This window comes from Allobosea sp. P4_H5 (assembly GCF_056400825.1).
Map to the genome: position 1 here is coordinate 16,546 of NZ_JBFUKM010000006.1, position 26,080 is coordinate 42,625.

Here is a 26,080-nt window from a genome sequence, read left to right on the forward strand (position 1 = left end):
CGATAGTTCTCGCCCGGTTATGGCGCGCCGCGACCAAAAGGCAAACAGGCGACGGCGCACAGATGCGCCGTGCGTGATTTTGCCGAGTGCTACTCGCGCATCCGCTTGACCGAGCCAGTCACGGTCGGAGCGGCGAAGGCGCCGACCGCACCGCCCGCAACGGCGCCGATCGGCCCGCCGATGATCGCACCCGTGCCTGCACCGGCGGCAGCGCCCGCGATGCGTTCCTCGGTGGTGGTGCAGGCTGAAAGCAGGGCCGCCAGGCAGCCCGCGAAGATGATCCTCATCGTCATCGTCCCCAAGGTTTCGTCACGGGGGCAAGCATCCCGGCGGATGGTCAACGCGAGGTAAACGTCAAGGAACGGCGACTGTAGGCCCGAAAATCTGCTCGAACTCGGCCCTGAGCGCACTGTCGACCTCCGGCATCGTCAGCGGTAGACCAAGATCGACGAGCGAGGTCACGCCCTGGTCGGAGACGCCGCAGGGCACGATGCCGTCGAAATGCGCCAGCTCCGGCTCGACGTTCAGCGAAATGCCGTGGAACGAGACCCAGCGCCGGACGCGGATGCCGAGGGCGGCGATCTTGTCCTCGGCGCCCTCCCCCTTCTCAGGCCGGCGCACCCAGACGCCGACGCGCTCCTCGCGCCGCTCACCGCGAACGTTGAAGGCGGCGAGCGTACCGATCAGCCAGGCTTCCAGCGCCGAGACGAAGCGGCGCAGATCGGGCTCGCGCCGCTTCAGGTCGAGCATCACGTAAGCCACGCGCTGGCCGGGGCCATGATAGGTGAACTGCCCGCCGCGTCCGGTGCGATGCACCGGAAAACGCTCCGGCGTCAGCAGATCCTCGTCCCTGGCCGAGGTGCCGGCGGTGTAGAGCGCGGGATGCTCGACCAGCCAGACACGCTCGCGCGCGACGCCGTCGGCGATCAGCGCGGCGCGGGCCTCCATCTCGGTGACGGCCGCCTCATAGCCGATCGGCTCGTCGGTGATCACCCATTCGACCGGCTCGGAACCCGCCTCAGGCAGGAACGAGACCGAAAGCGCCTCGCGCGTCTTCACCTTGCCTTAACCCTGTCCGTTCAACTCTTGGAAACCGGTGCCGCGCCCGTTTCGCTTCACCGCTGCTCATGCGCCGGTTTCCGCGCCGCTGGCAAGTTCGTGGAATTGTTTTCAGGTAAGTCTGCGGAGGCAGGTTTTGAAGGCCGATCTCGACAACGTCGCGGTAGAGCTCACGGTCGTGCTCGGCTCGGCGCAGATGCCGATCTACAAGCTGCTGCGCATGGGCCGCGGCGCGATCATCGAGCTCAACGCGACCGAGAACGACGAGGTCCAGATCCTCGCCAACAACCATCCCTTCGCCAAGGGCCATGTCGTCGTCGCCGGTACCCGCATCTCGGTCGAGATCACCGAGATGCTGATGCGCCCGACCGTCTACACGCTCGAAACCGTCGCTGACGCTGCCTGATTTCGCTGCTGAAGCCCGCGTTGCGACCTCGTCAGTCACCGCGCTGCTGAACGATTGCCATGGCGAAAGCGCCGTTGCCGACCGACCAGTCGGAATAGTCGTTCTCGTGCATGAAAATGAAGATGTCTTTTGGCGAAACCCCGGCCGCTGACAGATTCTCGGCAATCGCCGCATACAGCGCGCGCTTCATCACATCGCTGCGGCCTCGACGCATCGTGATCTCGATGACGATCAGATCGTCGGAGCGGGCGATGCCATTGAACGAGCGACTGTAGAAGAACCGCTCCGGCTCATATTCCGAGACGAGATTGAAAAGCTCGTCGACCGGCATGCCGATCGCAGCGACAAGCGCTTGGTGAACTCCATCGACGATGGCGGCTACCCGCGCCTGGTCTGTGTCTTTTCGAACCGAAGTGCGGACAAACGGCATGTCTCAATCCTTCAACAGCGGGGGGCTTCAGAGGGTATTTTCGAACGCTTATGTTCAGAAAAACCCTTGAATCAAACCGATATCTCGGCAGCTTCTATGTGTGATAAACTCACAAGATGAAGCGACGACCGATCCCACTGAACGCGCTGCGCTCGTTTGAAGCTGCCGCGCGGCTCGGCCGAATGAGCACGGCCGCCGACGAACTCGCTGTCACCCACGGCGCAATCAGCCGGCAGATCAAGCATCTGGAGGCCGTTCTAGGGGTCACCCTGTTTTCCGGCCCACGGACCAGGCCGCGATTGACCCCGGCCGGCCACGCCTTGTTGCCCCCGCTTTCCTCCGCTTTCGATCAGATCGAAACTGCCGTTGAGACAGCCATTCGCGCTGAGAACGAGGTTCTCGATGTCGGCTGCCTCAGCACTTTTCTGATGCGCTGGCTGATACCTCGCCTGCACGGCTTCAGGGAGCTTCACCCCGGGGTCGATGTCCGCCTCAGCGCCACCGATTATTCCGCTCCTCGCAGCCGCAAGCGCTTCGATATCGAGATCATGGTCGACGAGCATTTTCGCCCGGACCGCAACAGACCGGAATCGCTTGTGCTGTTTCAGGAATTGCTTGGCCCGGTGGCACGGCCGGATGTGCAGTTCCGGTCCACGGAAGACTTGCTTCCGCACCTTCTGCTCCACACGAAGACCCGTGAAAATGCCTGGCCGATGTGGTGCGTTGCGGCCGGGCTTGACGTGATCGACGCTACTGGAGCGGCGTTCGATCACTATTACTACACGCTGGAGGCCGCCAGCGCCGGGCTGGGGATATGCATCGCCCCTTGGCATCTCGTCATGAACGATATCGAGACTGGTCGCTTGGTTGCCCCGCTAGGGTTCGCGCACACCGAGTACTATTACGTCGCGCGAACCCAATCACCGTCGAATCGAAAGATCGAAAACTTCTGTACTTGGCTGACCACAGAGGCCGCCGGCATTGCGCCCCCGGCGCCCGCCCGATCGGTCCGTTAGAGACGGAAACCACGACGCTGAAGCGGCCAGGTCCGCCGCCTCACTCGAACTGGACGCTGACCTTCGGCGTCCCCGCGAATCCCTCATAGCGGACAGTGATCTGCTGGCCCGGCTTCGGCGGCGTCAGCGGCGAGAACGAGCCGACGCTGATCAGGTCGCCGGCGGCGAGCTTGCGGCCACTCTTGGCCAGGTCCTGCACCAGCCAGACCACCGAGTTCAGCGGGTTGCCGAGCGTCGCGGCGCCGGTCCCCTCGGCCAGCACCGCCCCGCTGCCATCGGTCGCGACGATCTTGGTCTCGGCGAGCAGCGCCACCGTCGCGGCATCGGCCTTGAGCGGCACCTCGGCGCCGGCGACGCCAAAGCGGGCGGCGACATTGATCGCCAGCAGCTGCGTGCCGTCGAGCGTCTCGCTCGGCGCCAGAGCCAGGTCCGGCAATTCGATGAAGGGACGCATCCCGGAGATATGGCGCAGCGCTTCCTCAGGCGTCTTGGCGGTGTTGATTCCCTCGTCCTTGACGACGAGCAACATGTCGGCCTCCCAGACCGGGCGAGCGCCATAGGCCGCGGGCAGCTTCGCCCCGTCGTTCAGAATCATCTTGTCGAACAGTACGCCGCTGACCGGTCCATCGGCCTTGAAGCGCTCCTGCACCGCCTTGGCAGTGAGCCCGGCCTTGTAGCCGACGACCTTGCCGAGCTTGCCCTGAAGCTCGGCGACGAGCTTGCCGCGCGCGCAGGCCGCATCCTCGGGATTCGCCACGGGCAAGGCCTTGGCCGGACGCTTCGCCTCCCAATCGGCGACAAAGCCGCTGATCGCGGCTGCGTCGGGACAGGCGGCCTGCGCTCCGCTCGCCATGAGGCAGGCGTTCAGGGCCAGAGCAATGGAACATGCGCGCATCGACGTCCTCCCGTATCCGCTCATGGCCGGCGCGGGAGCGCAGACTGGCGGCGATTATCGCTGAGCCGGCTGCGCCATGGAGCGCGCGGGCGGCAGCGTTGTGCCTTGACGATCTCCGGCCGGACGAACTTCGTCAACAAGACTGTCCGAACAGGGCTTGTCCCGGCTCACGGCTTTTGCTAGACCCGCGCCGCTCCGGAGTTCACCGCCACAGCGCGGCGCCCTCCAGGAGCCGCTGCGGTCATGGCGGAATTGGTAGACGCACTACCTTGAGGTGGTAGCGGGGAGACCCGTGGAGGTTCGAGTCCTCTTGACCGCACCAGTTTAGGACGAAGGTCCACGAAACGGCGATCCGCGAGGGTCGCCGTTTTTCGTTGCGGATGCATCGAATCCCGCTGCGGCGCGTTGCCATCAGGCGGAGGCGCTGACACAAGGGCGCTGACGCGCTCAGGCGCGAATCCCCTGCCCCGAATTCTCCAGCCCTCGAATCGCGGAGCGACCCATGGTGGAAGCCGAGCCCGCTCCGGACGAGACGCTGGAGCGCAAGGTCCGCGACGAGGATGGCGCGATCGACGCCGGCTTCGTCGAGCAGGTCTCCCAGGCCGTGCTGCTCTCCGATGTCACCGCCTTGCGCGGGCTCGTCGCGGAACTCCATGAAGCCGATCTCGGCGACCTGATCGAGGCGCTCGACCAGGAGGAGCGGCCCAAGCTGATCTCGCTGCTCGGCGGCGATTTCGACTTCGCCGCGCTGACCGAGGTCGACGACGCTGTCCGCGAGGAGATTCTCGAGGAGCTCTCGCCGGAGACCGTCGCCGAGGGCGTGCGCGATCTCGACACCGACGATGCGGTCTACATCCTCGAAGACCTCGACGAGGCCGACAAGCGCGAGATTCTCGACAAGCTGACGCCGGCCGAGCGCACGGTGCTGCAGCAAGGCCTCGACTATCCCGAAGGCTCGGCCGGCCGGCGCATGCAGCCCGAGGTGATCGCCGTGCCGCCGTTCTGGACGGTCGGCCACACTATCGACTTCCTGCGCGAGACCGAGGACCTGCCCGAGCGCTTCTTCGAGATCTTCGTCGCCGACCCCAGTCACCATTTCGTCGGCACGGTCAGGCTCGACCAATTGCTGCGGACGAAACGCCCGGTCAGCGTCGTCGATCTCGTCGAGGACGACCGCCGCGTCGTGCAAGCCACCGACGACGTTGAGGACGTGGCGCGGATGTTCCAGCGCTATAATCTGGTCGCAGCCCCCGTGATCGACGCAGCCGGCCGGCTCGTCGGCGTCATGACCATCGACGACATCGTCGACGTGATCGAGGAAGCCGGCGACGACGACGTCAAACAGCTCGCCGGCGTCGACGCCGAAGAAGAGATTTCCGACTCGGTGCGCCAGGTCGCGCTCGGCCGCTTTCGCTGGCGCTTCATCAGCCTGATCGCGGCCTTCGTCAGCGCCTCGGTCATGGCGATGTTTGAGGAGCAACTCGGCAAGCTCGTCGCGCTCGCGGTGCTCGCACCGATCGTCGCCAGCCAGGGCGGCAACGCCGCGACCCAGACGATGACGGTGGCGGTGCGCGCGCTCGGCACCGGTGAGCTCGGCGGCTGGAACATGGGCCGCTTCTTCCGGCGCGAGATGATCGTCGGGGTGCTCAACGGCGTCGCCTTCGCGTTGATCACTGCACTGGTCGCCGGCTTCTGGTTCGGCAACCATATGCTCGGCGTGGTCATCGGCCTCGCCATGGTCGCGACCTTGATCATCGCCGCGTTTGCCGGTGTGGCCGTGCCGCTGGTCCTCGACAAGGCCGGCATCGATCCCGCGATCTCGTCCGGCACCTTCGTCACCACCATCACCGACGTGGTCGGTTTCTTCTCCTTCCTCGGCATCGCGACGATGCTGCTGCGCCTGTCCTAGGCGGGGCGGAACCTCTCCCGTCATTCCGGGGCAGCCCGCAGGGCTGAGCCCGGAACCCAGAACCGATGCGCCTGATCGTCGAGATGCCGACGTTGCCGCCTTTCTCTTGAACGGTATCGGTTCTGGGTTCCGGGCTCGCCGCTACACGGCGCCCCGGAATGACGGGCAGCCGAAATCGCTCTCAATCTCGAAGCGACAGCCTCGAAAAAACCGGTAACGTAAACCGGGCGTCAAGTTTTCTCCGCAATTGTCCGAGAAATGATCGCCCGCCGCATGAAATCCTTTTCCCTGGCCCCCTTCGCGCTGCTCGCCGCCCTGACGGCTCTGGGCGGCTGCGTCGGTTTGGACAACTATCCGGCCAAGGGCGATGCCCGCCCGCATCCCGGCGTCGAGGCTGCCAGGCGCTATCCGATCCAGGGCATCGACATTTCGCGCTGGCAGGGCGAGATCGATTGGGCCTCGGTCAAGGCGGCCGGCACCCGCTTCGTCTACATCAAGGCGACCGAGGGCGGCGACCATGTCGATCCGGCCTTCCAGCGGAATTGGGAAGCCGCCCGCCGGGCTGGCGTGCCGCGCGGCGCGTATCACTTCGTCTACTGGTGCCGCCCGGCACATGAGCAGGCGGTCTGGTTCAAGCAGCAGATCCCGAACGATCCCGACGCGCTGCCGCCGGTGCTCGACCTCGAATGGAACGGCCACTCCAAGACCTGCCCGAAGAAGGTCGAGCGCTCGCTGGCGCTGGAGAAGATCCGGCTAATGCTGACCGAGCTCGAGCAGCTCACCGGCAAGAAGCCGGTGATCTACACCGACATCACCTTCCACAAGGACATTCTGGAAGGCGAGTTCAACGATTATCCCTACTGGATCCGCTCGACCGCGGCCAAGCCTGAGGCGCGCTACGAGAACCGGCCCTGGGCCTTCTGGCAATTCACCACCACCGGCCGCGTCCCCGGCATCAAGGGCGATGTCGACCGCAACGCCTTCTACGGCAATGAGGGCGAATTCGCCGGCTGGCGCGAGGGCCGCTTCGACATCGGCACCCGGACCTGGACGCGCCAGCGCCCGGCCGCGCCAAATCCGAGCCCCGGCCCGGAACATACACCCGTTGCGGCGATGCCCGGTGCGAGCCGGACGGTCGCAGCCGCCGCATTTCAGCCGGCGCCGCTCGGTGAGGTGGTGGAGAGCGAAGAGCCCGCGCCGGAATCAGAGTAGGCGCTCTATCCGCGCGACATCCTGGCCCGCACCAGACCGAGCCCGACGAAATAGCAGGCCGCCAGCCCAAGCCCGGCCTTGCTCCAGATGTCCGGCGCCATGCCCTGCCACAGCGTCACTGCTGCGGCGATGCCCCACACCGCCAGCATGACCAGCGTCAGCCCGCGCCAGCGCCGCACGCGCACCGGGTGCACGAACACGACCGGCAGGAACATCAGCACGGTGGCGATCAGGATGACCGCGAGCGCCATCCAGGCCGGCGGCGCGAAGGCGACGACATAGAACACGACGATATTCCACACTGCCGGGAAGCCGCGGAACCACCAATCGTCGGTCTTCATGCCGGTATCGGCGAAATAGAGCGCGCTCGCCAGCGTCACGGCAAGACCCGCGATCACCCCATAGGGTGCAGCCATCACCTCCGGCCGCAGCAGCATCGCCGCCGGCACGAAGACATAGGTGACGAAATCGACGACGAGGTCGAGCAGCGCCCCGTCATAGCGTTTCGCCCGGCTCTTGACCGAGAAGCGCCGCGCCAATGGCCCGTCGACCGCATCCACCACCAGCGCCACGCCGAGCCAGATGAAGGCCTGGGTCAGGTCGCCGGTGAACACGGCCTGCAGTGCCAGGAAGCCGAGCGCGGCGCCGAACGCCGTCAGCACATGGACGCCATAGGCCAGGGCCCGACCGCCCTTGCCGGGATCCTCGCCGCCGGAATCGTCCATCGCCAGCCTCCCGCCGGTTAACCAAGCCTGAAGCCGGTCGCTCGAATGCTAACCACCTCTTAACCCGCCCCTCGCCTATCCTTTTCTGCGAAGAGGAGACAAGCATGGCGCCCCGCGCTGAGACCAGACCAGAAGCGCGGCGCATGGCGAAATCTGCCGGCCAGCTGGCGATCTGCGCCTTGCTCGGCCTGTTCGGCGCCGAGCCGGCGCTCGCGCTTTATCCGAAGAAGAGCGATTCCGACCCCCATGCCGGCGTGCGCGATGCGCGACGCCGCGTCATCCAGGGCATCGACGTCTCGCGCTGGCAGGACGATATCGACTGGCAGAAGGTCAAGGATGCCGGCACGCGCTTCGCCTTCATCAAGGCGACCGAGGGCGGCGACCATCTCGACCCGATGTTCAGGAAGAACTGGGCCGAGGCCAAGAAAGCAGGCGTACCGCGCGGCGCCTATCACTTCGTCTACTGGTGCCGGCCTGCGAAGGATCAGATCCGCTGGTTCAAGCGCCACATCCCGCGCGATCCCGACGCCCTGCCGCCAGTCCTCGACGTCGAGTGGAACGGCGAATCCGCCAGATGCGGCAAGAAGATTCCGCGCGAGAAGGCACTCGCCAAGATCCGCGAGATGCTGAAAGGGCTGCAGGAGCACACCGGCAAGAAGCCGATCATCTATACCGACATCACCTTCCACGAGGACGTGCTGGAAGGTGAGTTCAACGACCATCCCTATTGGCTGCGCTCGACCGCCGCCCCGCTGCACCATCGCTATGAGCGCAAGCAGTGGGAGTTCTGGCAGTTCACCACCACTGGCCGCGTCCCCGGCATCGGCGGCGACGTCGACCGCAACGCCTTTTTCGGCAGCGAGCATGAATTCGCCGCCTGGCGCGACGGGCGCTATGACATCGGCGCGCGCAAATGGCGCGGCGGCGAGCCCAAGGTCGCGACCACGCCCAAGCCACCGGCCACGCCGGCCGGCCTGAGGACGCCGAAGGCGGCCGGCGGCACACCGCTGAAATTCCTGCCGCCCGGCAAGATTCCGCGCACCGCATCCCGCGACGTCGCTACGACAGGTTCGCTGGCAAATCGCGACGAGGACTGACGAAACCGAGCCGAGCCGCAAGGAATCGCTCCCTGGCACGCCATTTATTAGACTAAAGTCGTAAGACTAAACTTTCTCAGCTTGCGCAGTGACCTTTCGCAATCGCGACAATACGCTCGATCGTCATCAGACTGTCGGCAACACCGCTCAGCTTCCGCGCATCTCAACGGAGTTGTGGGGACGTCGCGATGAGCACCGTTACGCTGGACCAAGGTCAGGATCTCAAGCCGGGAGCCGGAAAACCGAAGCTCGATGCACCGCAGGGCGCGATCGCCGGCCTGATCTTCGCCGCCGTGATGACGGTCGGCCTCGGTTATATGTGCTATTCGCTCTACCAGGACATCAGCGGTACCGGCATGCCGGCGACGACCTGGCTGCCCTTCGCCCTGCTCGGCGTGGCCATGCTGATCGCGCTCGGCTTCGAGTTCGTCAACGGCTTCCATGACACCGCCAACGCTGTCGCGACGGTGATCTACACCAACGCGATGCCGGCCAGTGTCGCAGTCGTCTGGTCGGGCGTCTTCAACTTCCTCGGCGTGATGATGGCGTCCGGCGCCGTCGCCTTCGGCATCATTTCGCTGCTGCCGGTCGAACTCATCCTGAATGTCGGCTCCGGTGCCGGTTTCGCCATGGTCTTCGCGCTGCTGATCGCCGCGATCATCTGGAATCTCGGCACCTGGGCGCTCGGCCTGCCAGCCTCCTCCTCACATACGCTGATCGGCTCGATCATCGGTGTCGGCCTCGCCAACCAGCTCTACAACAGTGCGAGCGGGACCTCCGGCGTCGACTGGACCAAGGCGACCGAGATCGGCTGGTCGCTGCTGATCTCGCCGCTCTTCGGCTTCATTGCCGCGGCGCTGGTCTTCCTGACGCTCAAGCTGATGGTGCGCAATCCCGAGCTCTATGCCGAGCCCAAGGGCAACAAGCCGCCGCCGCTCTGGATCCGCGGCATCCTGATCGCGACCTGCACCGGCGTTTCCTTCGCCCATGGCTCGAATGACGGCCAGAAGGGCATGGGCCTGATCATGCTGATCCTGATCGGCTGCGCGCCCACCGCCTATGCGCTGAACCGCGCCATTCCAGCCGGCGATCTCGATAATTTCCGCAAGACCGCAATCGCCGCCAGCGCCGTCATCGACCAGAAGGCGCTGGGCTACGCCATCATCGGCGACCCGCGCCAGAACGTGACCCGTTATGTCTCCGAGCGGAAGATCGACGACTCGACCTTCCCGGCGCTCTCGGCCCTGAACAAGGAGATCGTCAAGACGATCGAGACCTACGGCCATCCCTCGAAGTTCCCGGCCACCACCGTCGCCAACGCCCGCAATGACATGTATCTCGCCTCCGAGGCGCTGCGCTTCATCTTCAAGGCCGACAAGAAGGAGGAGAAGATCTTCTCCGCCGACGACCTCAAGGTGATGACCGCCTACAAGACCTCGCTCGACGACGCGACCAAGTTCATCCCGTTCTGGGTCAAGGTCGTGGTCGCGCTGGCGCTCGGACTCGGCACCATGGTCGGCTGGAAGCGCATCGTCGTCACAGTCGGCGAAAAGATCGGCAAGCAGCACCTGACTTATGCGCAAGGCGCCTCGGCCGAGCTCGTCGCCGCCGGCACGATCGCAGCCGCCGACATTTACGGCCTGCCGGTCTCGACCACGCACATCCTTTCCTCCGGCGTCGCCGGCACCATGGCGGCCAACAAGTCTGGCCTGCAGATGTCGACGGTGCGCAACATGCTGATGGCCTGGGTGCTCACCCTGCCCTGCGCCATCCTGATCTCCGGCACCCTGTTCGTGCTGTTGCGCCAGGTCTTCTAAAGCCCGCTCAACTCGGCGGCGCGGCCCCCCCGCGCCGCCGACGACCTTGTCTCGATTTCGCGCGGATGGCGCCAATCTCGATGAACATCGCGCACCTCTCACCGACCGATATCCAGTCCCAGCGCGGCATTCTCTGGGCCTTCCGTTTCGAACCGGGCAGTCCCGCCATCCTGATCGAGCGGGACGAAATGCCCGATCTTGCCGGCGAGGCGGGCTTGGTCTGGGTGCATCTCGACCTCGTCGACGAGCGCGCCCGCGGCTGGATCGCAGCCGAGCCCGTCATCCCGGCGCCCGCAGGCGATCTCCTGATCAGCCACGATCAGCATCAATGCCTCGATCACTCCGCCGATCTCGTCTGGGGCGTGACGCATGATGTCGGCCTCAACGCCAGCGGCGCCTCGCACCATGTCAATCCGCTGCGCTGGGTGATCGGCGAGCGCTTTCTCGTCACCGGCCGGCGCGAGCCCCTGCAATCGATCAGCCAGATGGCGGAGGCGCTGCAGAAGGGCGAGCGCATCGACAGCCCGATCGCCCTGTTCGAGCGCATCGTCGCCTTCATTATCCAGGACATCGCCGCCGCCGTGCTCCAGCTGACCGACGAGATCGACACGCTCGAGGATCAGGTGCTGGCCAACCGTGCCAGCGACAGCCCGCAGCGTATCGGCGCCATGCGCCGCTCCGTCGTGCGGCTGCACCGCCATGTCAGCGGGCTGCATCTCCTGTTCCGCCGCTTCGCCGAAGCCGAGATCGGTCCGACCGCGCCCGCCACGGTCAAGAGCGTGGCCATGCGGCTGCTGCAGCGCATCGATACCTTGCGCCACGACGTCCAGGCCCTGCACGAGCGCACCCGTCTGCTGCAGGAGGAAGCGGCTGCCGCGACAGCGACCGAATCCAGCCGCCAGCTCCACTTCCTCTCGATCCTGACCGCCCTGTTCCTGCCGGCGACCTTCATCACCGGCATGTTCGGCGTCAACGCCAAGGGTGTGCCCTGGGACGACACCACCAACGGCTTTGCTTACGTCCTGCTGGTGTGCCTAGCCTGCGCGCTGCTGACGCTGCTGCTCCTCAAGCGCCGCGGCATCGTCACGTGAACCACCCTGCCCTAGCCCCGATCTTGTGCGGTTGCGAAAAGCGGCCCAAGGCGATAAGCGGCCAAGCGCGCTCGGCGGCGTGCCCTCGCCCGGCTGGACAGCGGCAGGATTCCCGGCACGAGGTCGCGCATGGACGGACGCACATCCCGGATGCCTGACCTCCACTCGCAGACCGGCATCGTCTGGGCCTATCGCTTCACTGCGGATGGTACGCCGACGCTCATACCGCGCGACGAAGTGCCGACGCTGGCGCCGGAAGACGGCTTCGTCTGGCTGCATCTCGACCTCGTCCACACCAGGGCCCAGGCCTGGATCGACGAGCGCAAGGAATTGCCATCCGCGGCGCGCGAGCTCCTGCTCTCGCGCGAGACGCATCAGCGGCTCGACCATACCGCCAGCCTGGTCTGGGGCATCGCCCATGACCTGACCCGCGACATCGTCGACCGCACCGATAATGTCGGCACGCTCGCCTGGGCTGTCGGCGAACGCTTCCTGCTGACCGGGCGGCGCGAGGCACTGCAATCGGTCCGCAAGGCGGTCGAGGCGCTCAATGCCGGCGAGCAGATCGGCTCTCCGGCCGAACTGTTCGAGCATCTCATCGAATATCTGATCGACGACGTCACCGACGCTGTCGTGCGCCTCTCCGACGAGACCGACAGCATCGAGGACCAGATCCTGCTCGACAGGCTGGAGGATGGGCCGCAGCGCGTCGGCTCCGTCCGCCGCACCGCCGTGCAACTGCACCGCCAGCTCGCCGGCCTGCACCTGCTGTTCCGCCGCTTCGCCGAGACACCGTCGGGGCGCTCGGCACCTGAGACGGTGCGGGCGGCAGCGCTGCGCCTGCTGCTGCGGGTCGACACGCTGCGCCAGGACATCCAGTCGGTGCAGGACCGCGCCCGCCTGCTCCAGGACGAGATCGCCGTGCGCTCGGCCAACCAGACCAACCGGCAGCTCTACACGCTCTCGATCCTGACGGCGCTCTTCCTGCCGGCGACCTTCATCACCGGCCTGTTCGGCATCAATGTGAAGGGGCTGCCCTGGGTGGAATGGGACCTTGGCGCCGGCTTCGTCACCCTCGCCTGCCTCGGCGCTTCGCTGCTGACCCTGTTCCTGCTGCGCCGTCGTGGGGTGATCGGGCGGTAGGGCTATCGGCTGGTGAAGCGGCGTACGCGATGTGCTTAGGCGTGGCACGTAAGCGGCGGCTCCGCGCCAGTAGCGGACACAATCTCTCCTCAACCCTTGAACAAGGGCGTGCGGACATGTCCGGACGCGGCATAGGTCAACGATGCCTCGAGATCGTTGAGAGGCACGCGCCAGGTCAGCAGATGGTCTACTGCGATCTCGACGAGCAGCGAGGCGGCCTTGTCTGCTGGGCAGGCGTGAGCGCCGGCGCCGAATTCGAAGGATTTCCGGTCTGCCCGCGCAATGTCGAGCCGATCGGGATCGGGATTGAGCGCGGGATCGCGGTTGGCCGCCGCCAGCAGGACGATGATCATCTCCCCCTGGCGTAGCTTGTGACCAGCGATCTCGCCGTCACGCGCCATGAAGCGAAAAGTACTGCTGGTCACGGTGTCGTGCCGCGCCACCTCCCCAACGAGCGGACGCAACAAGGTCCTGTCGGCGTCGACCTTTGCACACAACGCCGGATCTCGCGCGAGCGCCAGAAGGGTCGACCCGATCAGCGACGCGGTCCCGGCATAGCCCTGGATCATGTAACCGACAGCGTTGACGATCACATCCTTGTCGTCGCATCCGAGGCGCGTCGCCTCCCGAGTCAGCCCATCGAAGAGCGGTCCGCGCCGGTTGGGGTCGCTCCCGAGCCCGCCGACAAGGTCCAGCAGCGCCTTCGCGCCCAGATGCCCGCGCGCGATCATCTCGGTTGTCGCTGCCGGGATTCCGGTTCCGGCAGCCGCTGCGGCGGCGCCATAATCCCCGAGCCAACCCATCACGTCGCCGTAGTGTCTCTGGGGGATACCGAGCAGGTGAGCGATGACCTGCACCGGCAGCGCGAACATGAACTGCGCGATCCAGGATTTGTCGCGGGCCGGCCCAAGCTCGCTGTAGAGCTCAGCCGCGCGCCTCCGCGCAATATCAGCGACCTGACGAAGGTCGATGCTGGCCAAGGCGCCCGCGACCGCATCCTTGAGTTTGCCGCGGGCCTCATCGTCGCGCAGCCGCACGAGCCGCCCGAAAATTTCGGCTGCGGCGCCGCCGCGTAGCGCCTCTGGGATCGGCCCATTCAAAGGGCGGGTGAGACAGACCGCACTGGCCAGGACCCCGGCGACGGAAGCGGCGCTCGCAGCCACCCACCAGCCATTGATCTCGTCTCGGAAGAACGGCCGCTCTCGCGCGAGTCGGGAATAGTAAGGGTATGGGTCCGGATGGGACGGCGCCTCGCGAACATGGGCGGGATCACCGTCTGGCGAAGTCATCACCTGCATCTCTGGGCACCATCCGGTTCGCGCCTCGTCGCCTTCGTCATCTCCATCAATGCGGCTTGCACGAGCATCTGTCGAAGTCATAGTATCTCTAATAGCGATCAGCTTTTTGCATGAATATGGACAGCGAAGCCCTCGAGACCTTTGTCACCATCCATCATGCCAACGGGTTTTCCCGCGCCGCTGAAATTCTCGGCCGCTCTCAACCTGCGATCAGCCGGCGCATCGCGCTGCTGGAAGGTGAACTCGGCGTGCCGGTATTCGAGCGAGCCGCAGGTGGCGTGGTGCTCAGTGAGGCAGGCGGAGTGCTACTGCCTCATGCCGAACGCGTGCTGGCCGCTCTGCACGATGCGCAGAGCGCGATCGAGGCGATGCGCACGGGCGCTGCCGGCCGTGTCGCGCTCGTCACCGTTGGCACGCTTGCTGGATCGAACCTCACCGCCGTGCTGAAACGCTTCACAGCCGATCACCCTGGAATCGATCTGTCGATCAGCACCGCCACGAGCGCCGAAGTCAGCGAGCTGGTGAGGCGTGGCGAAGCCATGATCGGACTGCGCTATCTTCTCGATGTCGCGCCCGATCTCGTCTGCGAGCACATCGCGTCGGAAACCATGGCCGTCGCATGTGCCCCCGAACATCCCTTCGCCGCTAAAGGCCTGGCGTCGATGTCTGCCTTGCGCGACGAGCGCTGGTTCGCCTTCCGCAACGCATACGATCTGCGCGAAAGTTTCGCGGACAACATATTCGCGCAGTTTCAGGCATGCGGGATCGGCGAGATCCGCTGGACGCCGGTGGACAGTCTCAACGCGATGAAGCGATTGGTCGAGGCTGGCCTTGGCCTCGCGCTCTTGCCGGAAAGCGCGATCGAGGAAGAGCTGCGCACCGGTTCGCTGGCCACCATCGTGATCGCAGACCTCAAGGTGGCCAATCCCGTCTATGCCGTCATCCGCCGAGGCGGCTATCTCAGTCCCGCCACGCTCAATCTGCTGTCGCTCCTCAGAACCGAGGCAGGCCTCGTCAACCGTTCGACTGTGCGGGACGCGAATCGACCACCGCAGATTGCTCGGCTGCCCCCGTGAAGCCAGTCGGCTCACATTGCCCTCCTCCGCGTCCTTCGTCGTGCCTGGGCATCGGCGCAGAACCATCTAGCAGTGCATGCCCGCTGACTCGGAAGCCAACCGCGCTATAACCGGGCAAAGGCCTCATCCGAGCCGGGAGGACATCATGCTCGCCAACGCGCCCCGCCCCTTCAATTTCGACCTCGGCGAAACCGCCGACGCGATCCGTGACACCGTCCATGCCTTCGCGCAGGAGAGGATCGCCCCGCGCGCCGAGGAGATTGACAGGACCAACCAGTTCCCGCGCGATCTCTGGCCGGAGATGGGAGCGCTCGGCCTGCACGGCATCACCGTCCCGGAGGAGTATGGCGGCGCCGGCCTCGGCTATCTCGAGCATTGCGTCGCGATCGAGGAGGTCTCGCGCGCCTCGGCCTCGGTCGGCCTCAGCTACGGCGCCCATTCCAATCTCTGCGTCAACCAGATCGCCCGCAACGGCAACGAGGCGCAGAAGCGCAAATACCTGCCCAAGCTGATCTCGGGCGAGCATGTCGGCGCGCTCGCCATGTCCGAGCCGGGCTCGGGCTCGGACGTCGTCTCGATGAAGACCAAGGCGGTCAGGAAGGGCGACCGCTATGTCCTGACCGGCAACAAGATGTGGATCACCAACGGCCCGATCGCCGAGACGCTGGTGGTCTACGCCAAGACCGATCCGGAGGCTGGCCCGAAGGGCATCACCGCCTTCCTGATCGAGAAGGGCATGAAGGGTTTCTCGACCCATCAGAAGCTCGACAAGCTCGGCATGCGCGGCTCCGACACCTGCGAGCTCGTCTTCGAGGAGTGCGAGGTTCCGGAGGAGAACGTGCTCGGCTCCGTCGGCCGCGGCGTCAACGTGCTGATGAGCGGGCTCGATTATGAGCGCGTCGTGCTCTCGGCCGGCCCGCTCGGCATCATGCAGGCGGCGATGGACATCGTCCTGCCCTATATCCACGAGCGCAAGCAGTTCGGCCAGTCGATCGGCGAGTTCCAGCTCGTCCAGGGCAAGGTCGCCGACATGTATGTCGCGATGAACTCGTGCAAGGCCTATGTCTACGCCGTCGCCAAGGCCTGCGACCGGGCCGAGACCACCCGCGAGGACGCCGCCGGCGCCATCCTGATCGCCGCTGAGAAGGCGACGCAGCTCGCCCTCGACGCGATCCAGCTGCTCGGCGGCAACGGCTACATCAACGACTACCCGACCGGGCGGCTCCTCAGGGACGCCAAGCTCTACGAGATCGGCGCGGGGACGAGCGAGATCCGCCGGATGCTGATCGGGCGGGAATTGTTCAACAAGACGAAGTGAGGCGCTACACCCTCCCTTCTCCCCTCGGGGGAGAAGGTGGCAGCGCGAAGCGCTGACGGATGAGGGAAGGATGCCCTCGGCCAATTTCCGTCTCAACGGTCGAACCGCCCTCATCCGTCTGCTACGCAGACAGCTTCTCCCCCTAGGGGAGAAGGAAATCCGCCCCGATAGATCGTTGCGTCGCTCATGCCCCTCTACTTTGCCTATGGCGCCAACATGGATGTCGCCGCGATGCGCGAGCGCTGCCCGCGCTCGACGCCGCTCGGCCTCGCACGCCTGCCACGCCATCGCTTCATCATCACCACCGACGGCTATGCCTCGGTGATCCGCGATCCGCGCGAGAGCGTCCACGGCGTGCTCTGGGATTGCGCGCTCGGCGACATCCGCACGCTCGACAAGTTCGAGGAGCTGGCGAGCGGCCTCTACATCAAGATCAACCAGCCGGTCGTGGTCGAGGGCGGCGCCAAGCGCGCGCTGATCTATGTCGGGCGCAGCGCGCAGGTCGGCCGCCCTCGCCCGGGCTATCTCGAAAGCGTCATCGTCAGCGCCAGAAGCTGGGCTTTGCCAGAGCCTTACCTCGCCGCGATGAATCGCTTTCTGAGCAAGCCGATTCAGGACGGGAAGCCGTTTAATCCGGACATGAGCGAGCCGCTGCCGGCCGGCCCGGTCGCCGGCGTCAGGCCGCGCGCCGCAGCGCCAAGGTCGGCGATCCGCGCCGGCAAAGCATCGGAATAGTTCGAGTCTCGAAAGATCGACGCTGGCGCATGCACGCCATGCGCGAGGCCCCCCACCTGCGAAAATCGCGCTGGCCGGGACAGGCGGGAGGCGTCCGGAAAGCTTCCGGGCTCCTTTCCCGAACTGTCTCGATGGAGGCCCCAATGAGCGGAATCGTCGGCTGGATCACCGGCAAGATCAAATGGCTGCTGCTGATCGCAGCGATCGGCGGGCCCGTCCTCGCCTTCTTCAGTTGGCAGGATGGCGAACGCGTCAGAACGATCGCGGCGAAGGGCATCGAGGCGCAGGCCTCGGTCGAGGGCGCGACCCGCACCAAGCGCCGTCGCGGCGGCACCAGCTACAGCGTCGACCTCGCCTGGAAGGATTCGGCCGGCAAGGACCGTAGCGCCGAGAAGATTTCGGTCTCCAACCAGTTCGCCAATCGCATCATCAGCAACGACAAGCTCACCGTCGACACGTTGAAGATCAAGTATCTCCCGGACGAGCCCGGCAAGGACGCCGTGATCATCGCGGACGATGCCGACAAGCAGGCCGACCAGGACAGCGAGATGATCTATGTCGGCGCCGGAGCCGGCGCCATCGGCATCGTCGGCTCGACACTGTTTTTCCTGCTCGGGCGCCGTCGCCAGGAGGAGCCGCAGGCCGCCTGAGCCGACCCTCCACCAGCTTTTGCGCCGCAATCCTGCGAGGATGGCGGCGCAAGGCGCTGTTTCGTAGCAGCCTGATTGCCTCTCTTCAGGAGCAAGATCGATGAAGCTCGTCCTTGCTGCTGCTGTCCTGCTGTTCCTTGCCATGCCCGGGATGGCAGTCGCCCGCTCGCCGGAAACCCCGGCCCCGCCGCTGACCTGCGGGGGCGACGAGCCCTATTGGAGCCTGAAGCTCGGGACCGACGGCAAGGCCCGTTTCTCCGATGGCGACGGCGAAGCCACCATGTCCCCCTTCAGCCTGCAGCAGAGCCGCAACACGACGCTGATCGCCGGCGTCACCTTCGGGCTGAAGGCCGAGATCCGCGCCGTCATCGGCCACGAGGCCTGCTCGGCGACCAACAGCGACGAGGACAGGCCGATGACGATCTCGGTCTGGTACAAGGATGGCCTGCTGTCCGGCTGTTGCCAGCCGGACAGCTAGGGCATTTCCCTATTCAGGGGTGCAACTGGTGGCCTTACGCCACCAGCCCCTTGGCCAGCTCGCTGACCTGCTTCTCGAACAGCGCCCGGTAGATACCGCCGTCATGGGTCAGCAGCGTCTCATGCCGGCCCTCTTCCACGACCTTGCCGCGGTCGAAGACCAGGATGCGGTCCATGGCGCGCACCGTCGAGAGCCGGTGGGCGATGACGATGGTGGTGCGGCCTTCCATCAGCCGCTCCATCGCCTCCTGGATCAGCGCCTCCGATTCCGAATCGAGGCTCGAGGTCGCCTCGTCCAGGATCAGGATCGGCGCGTCGGCCAGGAAGGCGCGCGCCAGCGCCACCCTCTGCCGCTCGCCGCCCGAGAGCTTGACGCCGCGCTCGCCGACGAGCGTGCCGTAGCCCTTCGGCAGGCGCATGATGAACTCATGCGCATTGGCGAGCATCGCCGCCTGTTCGATCTGCGCCATGCTTGCGCCGGGCCGGCCATAGGCGATGTTCTCCGCCAGCGAGCGGTGGAACAGCACCGGCTCCTGCTGCACGATCGCGATCTGCGCACGCAGGGAAGCCTGCGTCGCCGAGGCGATGTCGCGCCCGTCGATGGCGATGCGTCCGTCGGTGACGTCATAGAGACGCTGCACCAGCTTGACGAAGGTGGTCTTGCCGGAGCCGGACCGCCCGACCAGGCCGACCTTCTCGCCCGCTTTGATCGTCAGCGAGAAATCGCGATAGAGCGGCTCGATGTGACCTCCATAGTGGAAGGTCACCCGCTCGAAGGCGATCTCGCCGGCGGTCACGTCCATCGCCGTCGATCCCTGACGATCCGGCACGCCGAAGGGCAGCGAGTGCATCGCCACCAGCTCCTCCATGTCGTTCACCGAACGCTGGAGGTTGTGCACGTGCTGGCCGACATCGCGCAGATAGCCATGCACGACGGCATAGCTGGTCAGCACGAAGGCGACGTCGCCGGGCGAGGCCTGGCCATTGGCCCAGAGCCAGATCACCAGGCCGATCACCGCGGCACGCAGGGCCAGCAGCACGACCTGCTGCGCCGTACCCGACCAGGTCCCGCGCACCCAGGTCCGCCGCGTCCGCCCCGCCCATTTCGCCAGCACGCCCGAGAGGCGGCTGTCCTCGCGAGCCTCGGCGCCGAAGGCCTTGACCACCGGGTTGCACGAGATCGAGTCGGCCAGCGCGCCGCCCAGCTTTGTGTCCCAGCTATTTGCGAGCGTCGCCGCCGGCGCGACGAAGCGCAGCGACAGCGCCATCGTCACGGCGCAGTAGATCACTGCGCCGGCAAAGACGACCGCGCCCATCGCCGGCCAGTGCCAGGCCAGCAGCACCGTCGTGCCGAGCAGCACGATCAATGACGGCAGCAGCGCGATCACGATCGTGTCCGTGAGCAGGTCGAGCGCCCACATGCCGCGCGTGATCTTGCGCACTGTCGAGCCGGCAAAGTTATTGGCGTGCCAGTCGGTCGAGAAGCGCTGCAGACGCGCGAAGGCTTCGCGTGCTACGTCGCCCATGGTGCGCAGCGTCATCGCGGTGATGCCGATGAAGGACAGGTGCCGGAAGAACACCGTGCCCGCCCCGAGCGCGATCATCATGGCGAGCGCAACGAGCGCGGCCTCAAGCCCGCTCGCCTTCTCGCCGGCGACCGCATCGACCAGCCGTCCCGCATAGAGCGGCATGAACAGGTCGGCTGCTGTCGCCGCCATCACGGTGAAGACCACGCCGGCGACGCGCCAGCGTTGGCGGCCCCAATGTGAAAAAGTGAAGCCGAGAACGGCCCGGAACGGCTCCTGCCGCTCGTTCTTGGGAGAAAGAGACATGAAAGCATCCGGTCTCTGCGAGACCGGCTCCAAATTCAGGCGAAGCGCGACAAGGGCCGTCGCTTCAGAAAACGCGATTGGAAATGTTGGCTCGAGCCGCCTAGGAGGCGGGCCTCGTGCTGATCCGACCTAGTGGCGGCGGGACCGCGTGGCGGGAGCGACGATGGTTGCGAATTCCATTCAGCCCTCCCTTTCCTGAGTTGGAGCCAAGGCCGGCAACATGCCGCATGCCCGCTTATTGTGCAAGCCGCGCCCAATGCATGGGGTGGTTGCAATGGAAACCGGTCGGATTTCGCAATGCGGTCATGATGTTTGGCGACGCGCGGGCGGTATTCGTGCCTACCAGAACAGCGCCAGCAGCCTCATCCCGATCACCAGCAGGAACGCCGCGATGACCGTGCCGAGCACGCGCTGGCGCTTGCCCCGGTCAGGGAATTGCTTCGCCAGCAGGCGGCCGAGCGGCTTGCGGAAGACGAAGCAAATGACGAGAAAAACGATGACGAAATGAGACAAGCGGCGAGCTCAGCCTTGCTTCGGCTCGGGCGCATCGAACGGCGCGCCGGCCTTCTTCCAGGCGCCGAAGCCGCCGGCGACATGCGCGACCGGCTTCAGCCCCATATCCTGTGCCGTCTTCGCCGCCAGCGCCGAGCGCCAGCCACCGGCGCAGAAGAAGACGAACTGCTTGTCCTCCTGGAAGACCGGCTTGGCATAGGGGCTTTCCGGATCGATCCAGAACTCCAGCATGCCGCGCGGGCAATGGAAGGCGCCAGGCATGCGCCCTTCCCGCTCGAGCTCGCGCGGATCGCGCAGGTCGACGAAGACAACGTCGCCCCGCCCGACCAGGCCCTTCGCCTCGTCGACCGAGAGCGTCTTCACAGCGGCTTCCGCCTCGGCCAGCAGCGCCTTGTAGCCCTTGGTGATCGTCTGCGGCATGGCCGGCCTCCCCTCACGAGGCCGGCAAAGTGGCGGCTGTGACGGCTGGCGTCAATCGACAGGCTTGCAGGCGCGCGCCGGCCTCGCCAATCTGCCGGCCGGAGGGGCTCATGGCCGGATTCGGACCGCTCGACCTGATCGCGATCGCCTTCTTCGCCGCCGCCTGGATCGGCTATCTTCTAGCCGTCGAAATCGGCCCGCATTCGCGGCGTAGCCTGAATGCGCTGATGAACGAGCGCCGCGAGCGCTGGATCATGGAATCGGTCAAGCGAGAGAACCGGATCATCGACACGCAGGTGATGAACGGCCTGCAGAACGGCACCGCCTTCTTCGCCTCGACCTCGCTGATCGCCATCGGCGGCTCGCTGACGCTGCTGCAATCGGCCGACCGCGTCGTCCAGATCTTCGCCGATCTGCCCTTCGCCACCACGACGACCCGCGCCGCCTGGGAGATCAAGGTGATCGGGCTCGCGGTGATCTTCGCCTATGCCTTCTTCAAGTTCGGCTGGGCCTACCGATTGTTCAACTACTGCGCCATCCTGATCGGCGCGATCCCGCCGCATACGGAGGCCGACAAGCCGGAGACGATCGCGGCGGCGCGCGAGGCGGTGGCGATGAACATCGCTGCCGGGCTGCACTTCAACCGCGGGCAGCGCGCTTTCTTCTTTGCGCTGGCCTATCTCGGCTGGTTCATCTCGCCCTGGCTCTTCCTGATCGCTACCGCGGCGGTGCTGACGGTGATGTGGCGCCGGCAATTCGCCTCGGATTCGGCCGCGGCGGTCGGCGCGACACGCCGCGGCGCTTGACGAATTCCAGCGTCCGGCTCAGCAAGCGGCATGACCAGACCGACAGATGACGAATTCGCCGAGACCATCCTGCGCCTCGTGGCCGAACGCGGCGACGAATGCTCGCTCGGCCCGATGGACGTGGCCCGCGCCCTCGGCGGTGACCATCCCGATGGCTGGGGCCCGCTGATGCAGCCGATCCGCCGCGTGGCGGTTCAATTGATGAAGGACGGCAGGCTGGTGATCACCCGAAAAGGCCGCCCGGTCGACCCCGACGATTTCCGCGGCGTCTATCGGCTGAGATTGCCGGGACATGACGGGACCGAGCAGGACTAGGGCGTTCCACGGCGACCAGCTTGAATCGTGCCGTGGCAACGGTCGTCGCACAGCGTTTAACCGCGCCGGCCTAGTGTTGATGGGATTGTCGGATGCTGCAGCGCCAGCTCGTGGGGGACGGTGTCAGCGGCAACAAAAAAGGGCCGAGGAATACCTCCGCCCTTTGCCACTATCATCATCTAACGCGCCCCGGGGCTTGCGGCAAGCCCCCCTCCACGGCGTAGCAACGCTGCCCTCGACCTGAACCCCAGGTCAAAGGGAGTAGCAAAATGCGTGTCCTGTTATCGACTTACGGCTCGCGCGGCGATGTCGAGCCTATGGTGGCGCTGGCTGTCGCGTTACAGGCGCTCGGCGTCGAGGCCGTCGTGTCCGCCCCTCCGGACCAAGAATTCATCGACCTGCTGGCCCGCGCCGGCGTGCCGCTGGCGCCGGCCTTCCTGCCGATCCGCCAATGGATAGCCGAGAGGGAAAAGCCTCGTGCGGCAGCGGACTTCCATAGCCTGGCATCCGACATGATGGCCGCGCAGTTCGCCACCATCTCCGACGCGGCCGAAGGATGCGATGCGATCGTGGCGACCGGCCTCTTCCCGTCCGTAGGCGCGGCCCGGTCGGTCGCCGAGCTGAGAGGGCTTTCCTATCACCACGTCACGTTCTGCCCGTTCTTCTTGCCGTCGCATCATCATCGTCCGTTCTTCTATCCGGGCCATCCTTTGCCGTCGGGCGTAACCGACAACCGGGCATTGTGGGGCTTCAATGCCCAGACCGTGAATGCCTTGTTCGGTGAGGCGCTCGCGACACATCGCGTGTCGGTGGGCTTGCGACCTGTGGACAGTGCTCGCGATCTTGTTCTTGCCGAGCATCCGCTGCTGGCTTCCGACCCGGTGCTGTGGCCATGGCAGCCGACCGATCTTTGCGACGCAGTCCAGACCGGCGCTTGGATCCTGCCCGATGAACGTCCGCTTTCCGCGGAGTTGATGGCGTTCCTGCAGGCAGGCGAGCCACCGATCTATGTAGGCTTCGGCAGCATGTCGCTACCATCCGTCAAGGACGCGGCGCAGATGGCGATCGAAGCCATCCGGGCGCAGGGGCACCGCATCGTGATGCTCCACGGCTGGGCCGGACTGGCGCCCGGCGAAGACCAAAGCGATTGTTTCATCACCGGCGACGTCAACCAGCAGGCCCTGTTTCCTCACATGGCAGCTGTCGTGCACCATGGCGGCGCAGGCACGACGGTCGCGGCGACCCGCGCCGGCGCGCCACAGGTCATCGTCCCCCAGGTCGCCGACCAGCCCTGTTGGGCTGCCCGCGTGGCGGAACTGGGCATTGGCGCAACCCATGAAGGTCCGGTGCCGAGCTTCGAGTCGTTGTCCGCGGCGCTGACAACCGCGTTGGCGCCCGAGACCGGAGCACGGGCGTCAGCAGTGGCGCACACAGTCCGCACCGACGGGGCGGAAGTCGCCGCAAAGCTGCTGATCGACGCGATCGGTCGGTAATCACCGTGCCGGACGATCCGGAGCTTCGTCGTCAGCAGGCTCCGTCCCTTATCGGGTGGCGCCTGCTGGTCCTGGCCCCGGAAACAGCGCATCGCTGTAGCCGGCGAGATAGTAGGCGACGAGCCCGACCCATTCCTTGAAGGCGTCGTCGGCGATATCGAGCCCGCGCGACGCCTTGCGATAGGGGCGCAGATAGTCGGCCGGCGTGCCGGCAGAGAGGAAGTCGACCGGGAAGGCCTCGACCTGGAACCCCGCCTTGCGGAATACGCCGATGGCGCGCGGCATGTGCCAGGCCGAGGTCACCAGCAGCCAGCGCTCGCCGGGCTTGGGATCGACCAGGCGGCGGGTGAACACCGCATTCTCCAAGGTGTTGCGCGACTTGTCCTCGAGGACGAGGCGGTTCTCCGGCAGGCCGAACCCGAGGAACAGCAGGCGCGCGCCGTCGGCTTCGGTGCGCACGATCGGCGAGAGCAGGTTGCCGCCCCCTCCGGCGAAGACCAGCTTCGCCTCGGGATGGGCGCGGGCGAGTTCGACCGCCTTGGTCATCCGCGCCGCGGCATAGTTGAGCACGATGTCCTCGCGCGCCACGCCGATTGCCCCGCCGAGCACGATGATGCCGTCCACCTTGCCGGAGTTGACCGCCTGCTGCGGGAAACGATCCTCCAACGGCCTGACGACGATGCGCGGCAACGGGCTGAAAGCGAGCAGGCCGAGCACGACGACGCAGATCAGCCCGAGCCAGCGCCCCGGCCCGGAAAAGCGCGTGAAGGCGAGCAGGCTCGCCAGCACCAGCCCGGCAATGGCGAGGTTCACCGGCGAGGCCAAGAACCAGAGGATCTTTGAGAGTGTGAAGAACATGACTTTCTTGAACAGACCCGCCTCCCCTTACGCGCAGAAAGCTGACAGGCCGTTAGGAAACGGCTGAAGGCGGCGGGAGTTCGATACGGGATTGCTTTCACGTTGCGGTGAAGGCCGAGCAGCTCCAGCCGTCATTCTCGGGCGAAGCGCAGCGCAGACCCGAGAATCTCAGGACGAGAAGATGTCGGCCAGCGCCTCGCCCGGCCTGAGACGGTCGGCTCAAGGCCGACCATGACGCGAAATTACCGGATGATCTGCGGCGGCTGCGCCGGCGGGCGGCGGGTCTGCCGTGCCGCCAGGCGCTCGACCTCCAGCGCCCGCTCCGCCACTTCGCGCAAATCGCAGCCAGCCTGAAGCCCGGCCGAGCGCGCCGGCGGCTGCGAGGCACCATAGAAGGCGCATTTCTGCACGGCGTAGCTCTGCCAGGCGAGCTGCAGCGCGGCGAACTGGCTGCGCGCCCCGGCATCGAGCGAGCGCTCCAAGGCCGTGCCCGCCAATGTCAGCCGCTCGCGCCAGACCGCCTCCTCGCGCCTTGCGCAGGAGATCTCGGCCTGGGCGCGATCACTGACCGACGCGGCGCTGACGCAGGGCACCGCGACGAGGCCGATACAGGCGGGGCTAGCGGCAAGGCCTTGCCTGACGCAATTCGCGACCTGCATGCGATCGGCGGATTGCACCGGATTGGTCGGCACCTGCGCGAGCGCTGCCGCGCAGGAAAATTGCGCCACCAGGACGGGAATGACGAGGAAACCGCGCATGGCGGCGATCATGACCGCCAAATCGGGCGGGTCAAGCGCGAGCTGCCGTCCTCACGTGATCGGCAACGGCATGGCGGGCCCGGCAGCCGGCCGCGCCGAAACCTGCGCATACCAGCGGCGGATATTGGGCCAGTCCTTCTGCGGCACCGGCATGTGAAGCCAGCGATGCGCGCCGAGCGCCACCGCGATGTCGCCCATGCCGAAGCGCTCATTGGCAACGTAGGACCGCCCCGCCAGATGCGCTTCCAGGATATCGAGCTTGGCTTCGGCCTTGGCGACCGAGGCCGCGATCACCGCCTCGTCAGTATAGCCCGGCGTCTTGCGGATCAGCCCCCAGAAGGCCGGCGTCATCGACGGCTGCAGTTCGGAGAGCATCCAGTCCATCCAGCGATCGGCCTCGGCGCGCCTGGCCGGGTCCTCCTCCCAGATCCAGCCGGCGCCGTAGCGGGCCGCGAGATAGCGCACGATGCTGCTCGATTCCCAGATGACGATCTCGCCATCCTCCAGCGTCGGGATCTGCCCGTTCGGATTCTTGGCGAGATAGGCCGGCTCGCGATTGCCGCCGAACTGGCCGCCGACATCGATGCGCTCGAAAGGCTGGCCGACCTCGCCGGCGGCCCAGACCGCCTTCTGCACATTGATGGAGCTGATCCGCCCCCAGATCGTCAGCATGGTCGACACCTTCGCGTGATAGGGCCGCGACAATCAGCTTGCCCGCAGACGAAGGCAAG

General features: G+C 66.0%; 28 protein-coding genes and 1 tRNA gene. 17 read left to right on the plus strand and 12 right to left on the minus strand.

Annotated features, from left to right (window positions below; genetic code table 11):
* Positions 1-89 precede the first annotated feature (89 nt).
* Together AC1DS0_RS13515 and lipB are read right to left on the minus strand one after the other, a co-directional pair.
* The gene (locus tag AC1DS0_RS13515) at positions 90-287 is read right to left on the minus strand and encodes a hypothetical protein (RefSeq protein ID WP_091842296.1); all 198 of its coding nucleotides are present in this window, start codon (positions 285-287) and stop codon (positions 90-92) included.
* A gap of 67 nt (positions 288-354) precedes the next feature.
* Positions 355-1,059, minus strand: coding sequence for a lipoyl(octanoyl) transferase LipB (lipB, locus tag AC1DS0_RS13520; protein WP_476814854.1), 705 nt, complete (start codon positions 1,057-1,059; stop codon positions 355-357).
* Between the two features lie 136 nt (positions 1,060-1,195).
* Here lipB and AC1DS0_RS13525 point away from each other — a divergent pair, with 136 nt between their 5' ends.
* Positions 1,196-1,465 (plus strand): FliM/FliN family flagellar motor switch protein, encoded by a 270-nt coding sequence (locus AC1DS0_RS13525; protein ID WP_092159516.1) that lies wholly within the window; start codon positions 1,196-1,198, stop codon positions 1,463-1,465.
* A 31-nt stretch (positions 1,466-1,496) separates the two neighbouring features.
* Here AC1DS0_RS13525 and AC1DS0_RS13530 read toward each other — a convergent pair whose 3' ends face one another.
* Positions 1,497-1,895 carry a tautomerase family protein gene (locus AC1DS0_RS13530; protein ID WP_476814855.1) on the minus strand — a complete coding sequence of 133 codons (399 nt, stop codon included), beginning with the start codon at positions 1,893-1,895 and terminating at the stop codon, positions 1,497-1,499.
* Positions 1,896-2,011: 116 nt separating this feature from the next.
* On the opposite strand from AC1DS0_RS13530, the gene AC1DS0_RS13535 reads away from it, so the two are divergent.
* Positions 2,012-2,911, plus strand: a complete 900-nt coding sequence (locus tag AC1DS0_RS13535; protein ID WP_476814856.1) for a LysR substrate-binding domain-containing protein — start codon at positions 2,012-2,014, stop codon at positions 2,909-2,911.
* 40 nt (positions 2,912-2,951) lie between these two features.
* Here the strand turns inward: AC1DS0_RS13535 and AC1DS0_RS13540 are convergent, their stop codons facing one another.
* Complete coding sequence (locus tag AC1DS0_RS13540; RefSeq protein ID WP_476814857.1) at positions 2,952-3,806, minus strand: 2-keto-4-pentenoate hydratase; 855 nt, start codon at positions 3,804-3,806, stop codon at positions 2,952-2,954.
* A gap of 237 nt (positions 3,807-4,043) precedes the next feature.
* Here AC1DS0_RS13540 and AC1DS0_RS13545 point away from each other — a divergent pair.
* The 3 genes from AC1DS0_RS13545 (at position 4,044) to AC1DS0_RS13555 (ending at position 6,927) form a co-directional block, all read left to right on the plus strand.
* Positions 4,044-4,128 (plus strand) — tRNA-Leu (locus AC1DS0_RS13545).
* Positions 4,129-4,308: 180 nt separating this feature from the next.
* The gene (gene mgtE, locus AC1DS0_RS13550; RefSeq protein WP_476814858.1) at positions 4,309-5,715 is read left to right on the plus strand and encodes a magnesium transporter; all 1,407 of its coding nucleotides are present in this window, start codon (positions 4,309-4,311) and stop codon (positions 5,713-5,715) included.
* Positions 5,716-5,988: 273 nt separating this feature from the next.
* On the plus strand, positions 5,989-6,927 hold the full coding sequence (locus AC1DS0_RS13555; RefSeq protein ID WP_476814859.1) for a glycoside hydrolase family 25 protein: 939 nt from the start codon (positions 5,989-5,991) through the stop codon (positions 6,925-6,927).
* A gap of 5 nt (positions 6,928-6,932) precedes the next feature.
* Here the strand turns inward: AC1DS0_RS13555 and AC1DS0_RS13560 are convergent, their stop codons facing one another.
* Complete coding sequence (locus AC1DS0_RS13560; protein ID WP_476814860.1) at positions 6,933-7,652, minus strand: CDP-alcohol phosphatidyltransferase family protein; 720 nt, start codon at positions 7,650-7,652, stop codon at positions 6,933-6,935.
* A 143-nt stretch (positions 7,653-7,795) separates the two neighbouring features.
* Here AC1DS0_RS13560 and AC1DS0_RS13565 point away from each other — a divergent pair, with 143 nt between their 5' ends.
* From AC1DS0_RS13565 to AC1DS0_RS13580, 4 genes are all read left to right on the plus strand, one after another.
* Positions 7,796-8,749, plus strand: a complete 954-nt coding sequence (locus AC1DS0_RS13565; protein ID WP_476814861.1) for a glycoside hydrolase family 25 protein — start codon at positions 7,796-7,798, stop codon at positions 8,747-8,749.
* A gap of 188 nt (positions 8,750-8,937) precedes the next feature.
* Entirely contained in the window at positions 8,938-10,566 is a 1,629-nt protein-coding gene (locus tag AC1DS0_RS13570; RefSeq protein WP_476814862.1) for an inorganic phosphate transporter, read from the plus strand.
* An 80-nt stretch (positions 10,567-10,646) separates the two neighbouring features.
* Entirely contained in the window at positions 10,647-11,657 is a 1,011-nt protein-coding gene (locus tag AC1DS0_RS13575; RefSeq protein ID WP_476814863.1) for a CorA family divalent cation transporter, read from the plus strand.
* A gap of 129 nt (positions 11,658-11,786) precedes the next feature.
* On the plus strand, positions 11,787-12,800 hold the full coding sequence (locus tag AC1DS0_RS13580) for a CorA family divalent cation transporter (RefSeq protein WP_476814864.1): 1,014 nt from the start codon (positions 11,787-11,789) through the stop codon (positions 12,798-12,800).
* An 89-nt stretch (positions 12,801-12,889) separates the two neighbouring features.
* Here AC1DS0_RS13580 and AC1DS0_RS13585 read toward each other — a convergent pair whose 3' ends face one another.
* On the minus strand, positions 12,890-14,179 hold the full coding sequence (locus AC1DS0_RS13585; protein ID WP_476814865.1) for a cytochrome P450: 1,290 nt from the start codon (positions 14,177-14,179) through the stop codon (positions 12,890-12,892).
* A 29-nt stretch (positions 14,180-14,208) separates the two neighbouring features.
* Here AC1DS0_RS13585 and AC1DS0_RS13590 point away from each other — a divergent pair, with 29 nt between their 5' ends.
* The 5 genes from AC1DS0_RS13590 (at position 14,209) to AC1DS0_RS13610 (ending at position 18,355) form a co-directional block, all read left to right on the plus strand.
* A complete protein-coding gene (locus AC1DS0_RS13590; protein WP_476814866.1) occupies positions 14,209-15,174 on the plus strand; it encodes a LysR family transcriptional regulator in 966 nt (321 codons plus the stop codon).
* A gap of 145 nt (positions 15,175-15,319) precedes the next feature.
* Positions 15,320-16,492 carry an isovaleryl-CoA dehydrogenase gene (locus AC1DS0_RS13595; protein WP_476814867.1) on the plus strand — a complete coding sequence of 391 codons (1,173 nt, stop codon included), beginning with the start codon at positions 15,320-15,322 and terminating at the stop codon, positions 16,490-16,492.
* A gap of 186 nt (positions 16,493-16,678) precedes the next feature.
* Complete coding sequence (locus AC1DS0_RS13600; RefSeq protein ID WP_476814868.1) at positions 16,679-17,227, plus strand: gamma-glutamylcyclotransferase family protein; 549 nt, start codon at positions 16,679-16,681, stop codon at positions 17,225-17,227.
* A 143-nt stretch (positions 17,228-17,370) separates the two neighbouring features.
* Complete coding sequence (locus tag AC1DS0_RS13605) at positions 17,371-17,877, plus strand: hypothetical protein (protein WP_476814869.1); 507 nt, start codon at positions 17,371-17,373, stop codon at positions 17,875-17,877.
* 100 nt (positions 17,878-17,977) lie between these two features.
* Positions 17,978-18,355, plus strand: coding sequence for a hypothetical protein (locus AC1DS0_RS13610; protein WP_476814870.1), 378 nt, complete (start codon positions 17,978-17,980; stop codon positions 18,353-18,355).
* Positions 18,356-18,389: 34 nt separating this feature from the next.
* Here AC1DS0_RS13610 and AC1DS0_RS13615 read toward each other — a convergent pair whose 3' ends face one another.
* The 3 genes from AC1DS0_RS13615 to AC1DS0_RS13625 all read right to left on the minus strand — a co-directional run bounded on the left by AC1DS0_RS13615 (position 18,390) and on the right by AC1DS0_RS13625 (position 21,119).
* On the minus strand, positions 18,390-20,186 hold the full coding sequence (locus AC1DS0_RS13615) for an ABC transporter ATP-binding protein (protein WP_476814871.1): 1,797 nt from the start codon (positions 20,184-20,186) through the stop codon (positions 18,390-18,392).
* A 339-nt stretch (positions 20,187-20,525) separates the two neighbouring features.
* The gene (locus tag AC1DS0_RS13620) at positions 20,526-20,699 is read right to left on the minus strand and encodes a hypothetical protein (RefSeq protein WP_476814872.1); all 174 of its coding nucleotides are present in this window, start codon (positions 20,697-20,699) and stop codon (positions 20,526-20,528) included.
* A 9-nt stretch (positions 20,700-20,708) separates the two neighbouring features.
* Positions 20,709-21,119 carry a rhodanese-like domain-containing protein gene (locus AC1DS0_RS13625; RefSeq protein WP_476814873.1) on the minus strand — a complete coding sequence of 137 codons (411 nt, stop codon included), beginning with the start codon at positions 21,117-21,119 and terminating at the stop codon, positions 20,709-20,711.
* A 110-nt stretch (positions 21,120-21,229) separates the two neighbouring features.
* On the opposite strand from AC1DS0_RS13625, the gene AC1DS0_RS13630 reads away from it, so the two are divergent.
* From AC1DS0_RS13630 to AC1DS0_RS13640, 3 genes are all read left to right on the plus strand, one after another.
* Entirely contained in the window at positions 21,230-21,925 is a 696-nt protein-coding gene (locus tag AC1DS0_RS13630) for a DUF599 domain-containing protein (protein ID WP_476814874.1), read from the plus strand.
* A 30-nt stretch (positions 21,926-21,955) separates the two neighbouring features.
* Positions 21,956-22,240, plus strand: coding sequence for a DUF3253 domain-containing protein (locus tag AC1DS0_RS13635; protein WP_476814875.1), 285 nt, complete (start codon positions 21,956-21,958; stop codon positions 22,238-22,240).
* 269 nt (positions 22,241-22,509) lie between these two features.
* Entirely contained in the window at positions 22,510-23,733 is a 1,224-nt protein-coding gene (locus AC1DS0_RS13640; RefSeq protein WP_476814876.1) for a glycosyltransferase, read from the plus strand.
* 48 nt (positions 23,734-23,781) lie between these two features.
* Here AC1DS0_RS13640 and AC1DS0_RS13645 read toward each other — a convergent pair whose 3' ends face one another.
* The 3 genes from AC1DS0_RS13645 to AC1DS0_RS13655 all read right to left on the minus strand — a co-directional run bounded on the left by AC1DS0_RS13645 (position 23,782) and on the right by AC1DS0_RS13655 (position 26,021).
* The gene (locus AC1DS0_RS13645; RefSeq protein WP_476814877.1) at positions 23,782-24,591 is read right to left on the minus strand and encodes a YdcF family protein; all 810 of its coding nucleotides are present in this window, start codon (positions 24,589-24,591) and stop codon (positions 23,782-23,784) included.
* 242 nt (positions 24,592-24,833) lie between these two features.
* On the minus strand, positions 24,834-25,349 hold the full coding sequence (locus AC1DS0_RS13650; protein ID WP_476814878.1) for a hypothetical protein: 516 nt from the start codon (positions 25,347-25,349) through the stop codon (positions 24,834-24,836).
* Positions 25,350-25,400: 51 nt separating this feature from the next.
* The gene (locus AC1DS0_RS13655; RefSeq protein WP_476814879.1) at positions 25,401-26,021 is read right to left on the minus strand and encodes a glutathione S-transferase family protein; all 621 of its coding nucleotides are present in this window, start codon (positions 26,019-26,021) and stop codon (positions 25,401-25,403) included.
* Positions 26,022-26,080: the final 59 nt, after the last annotated feature.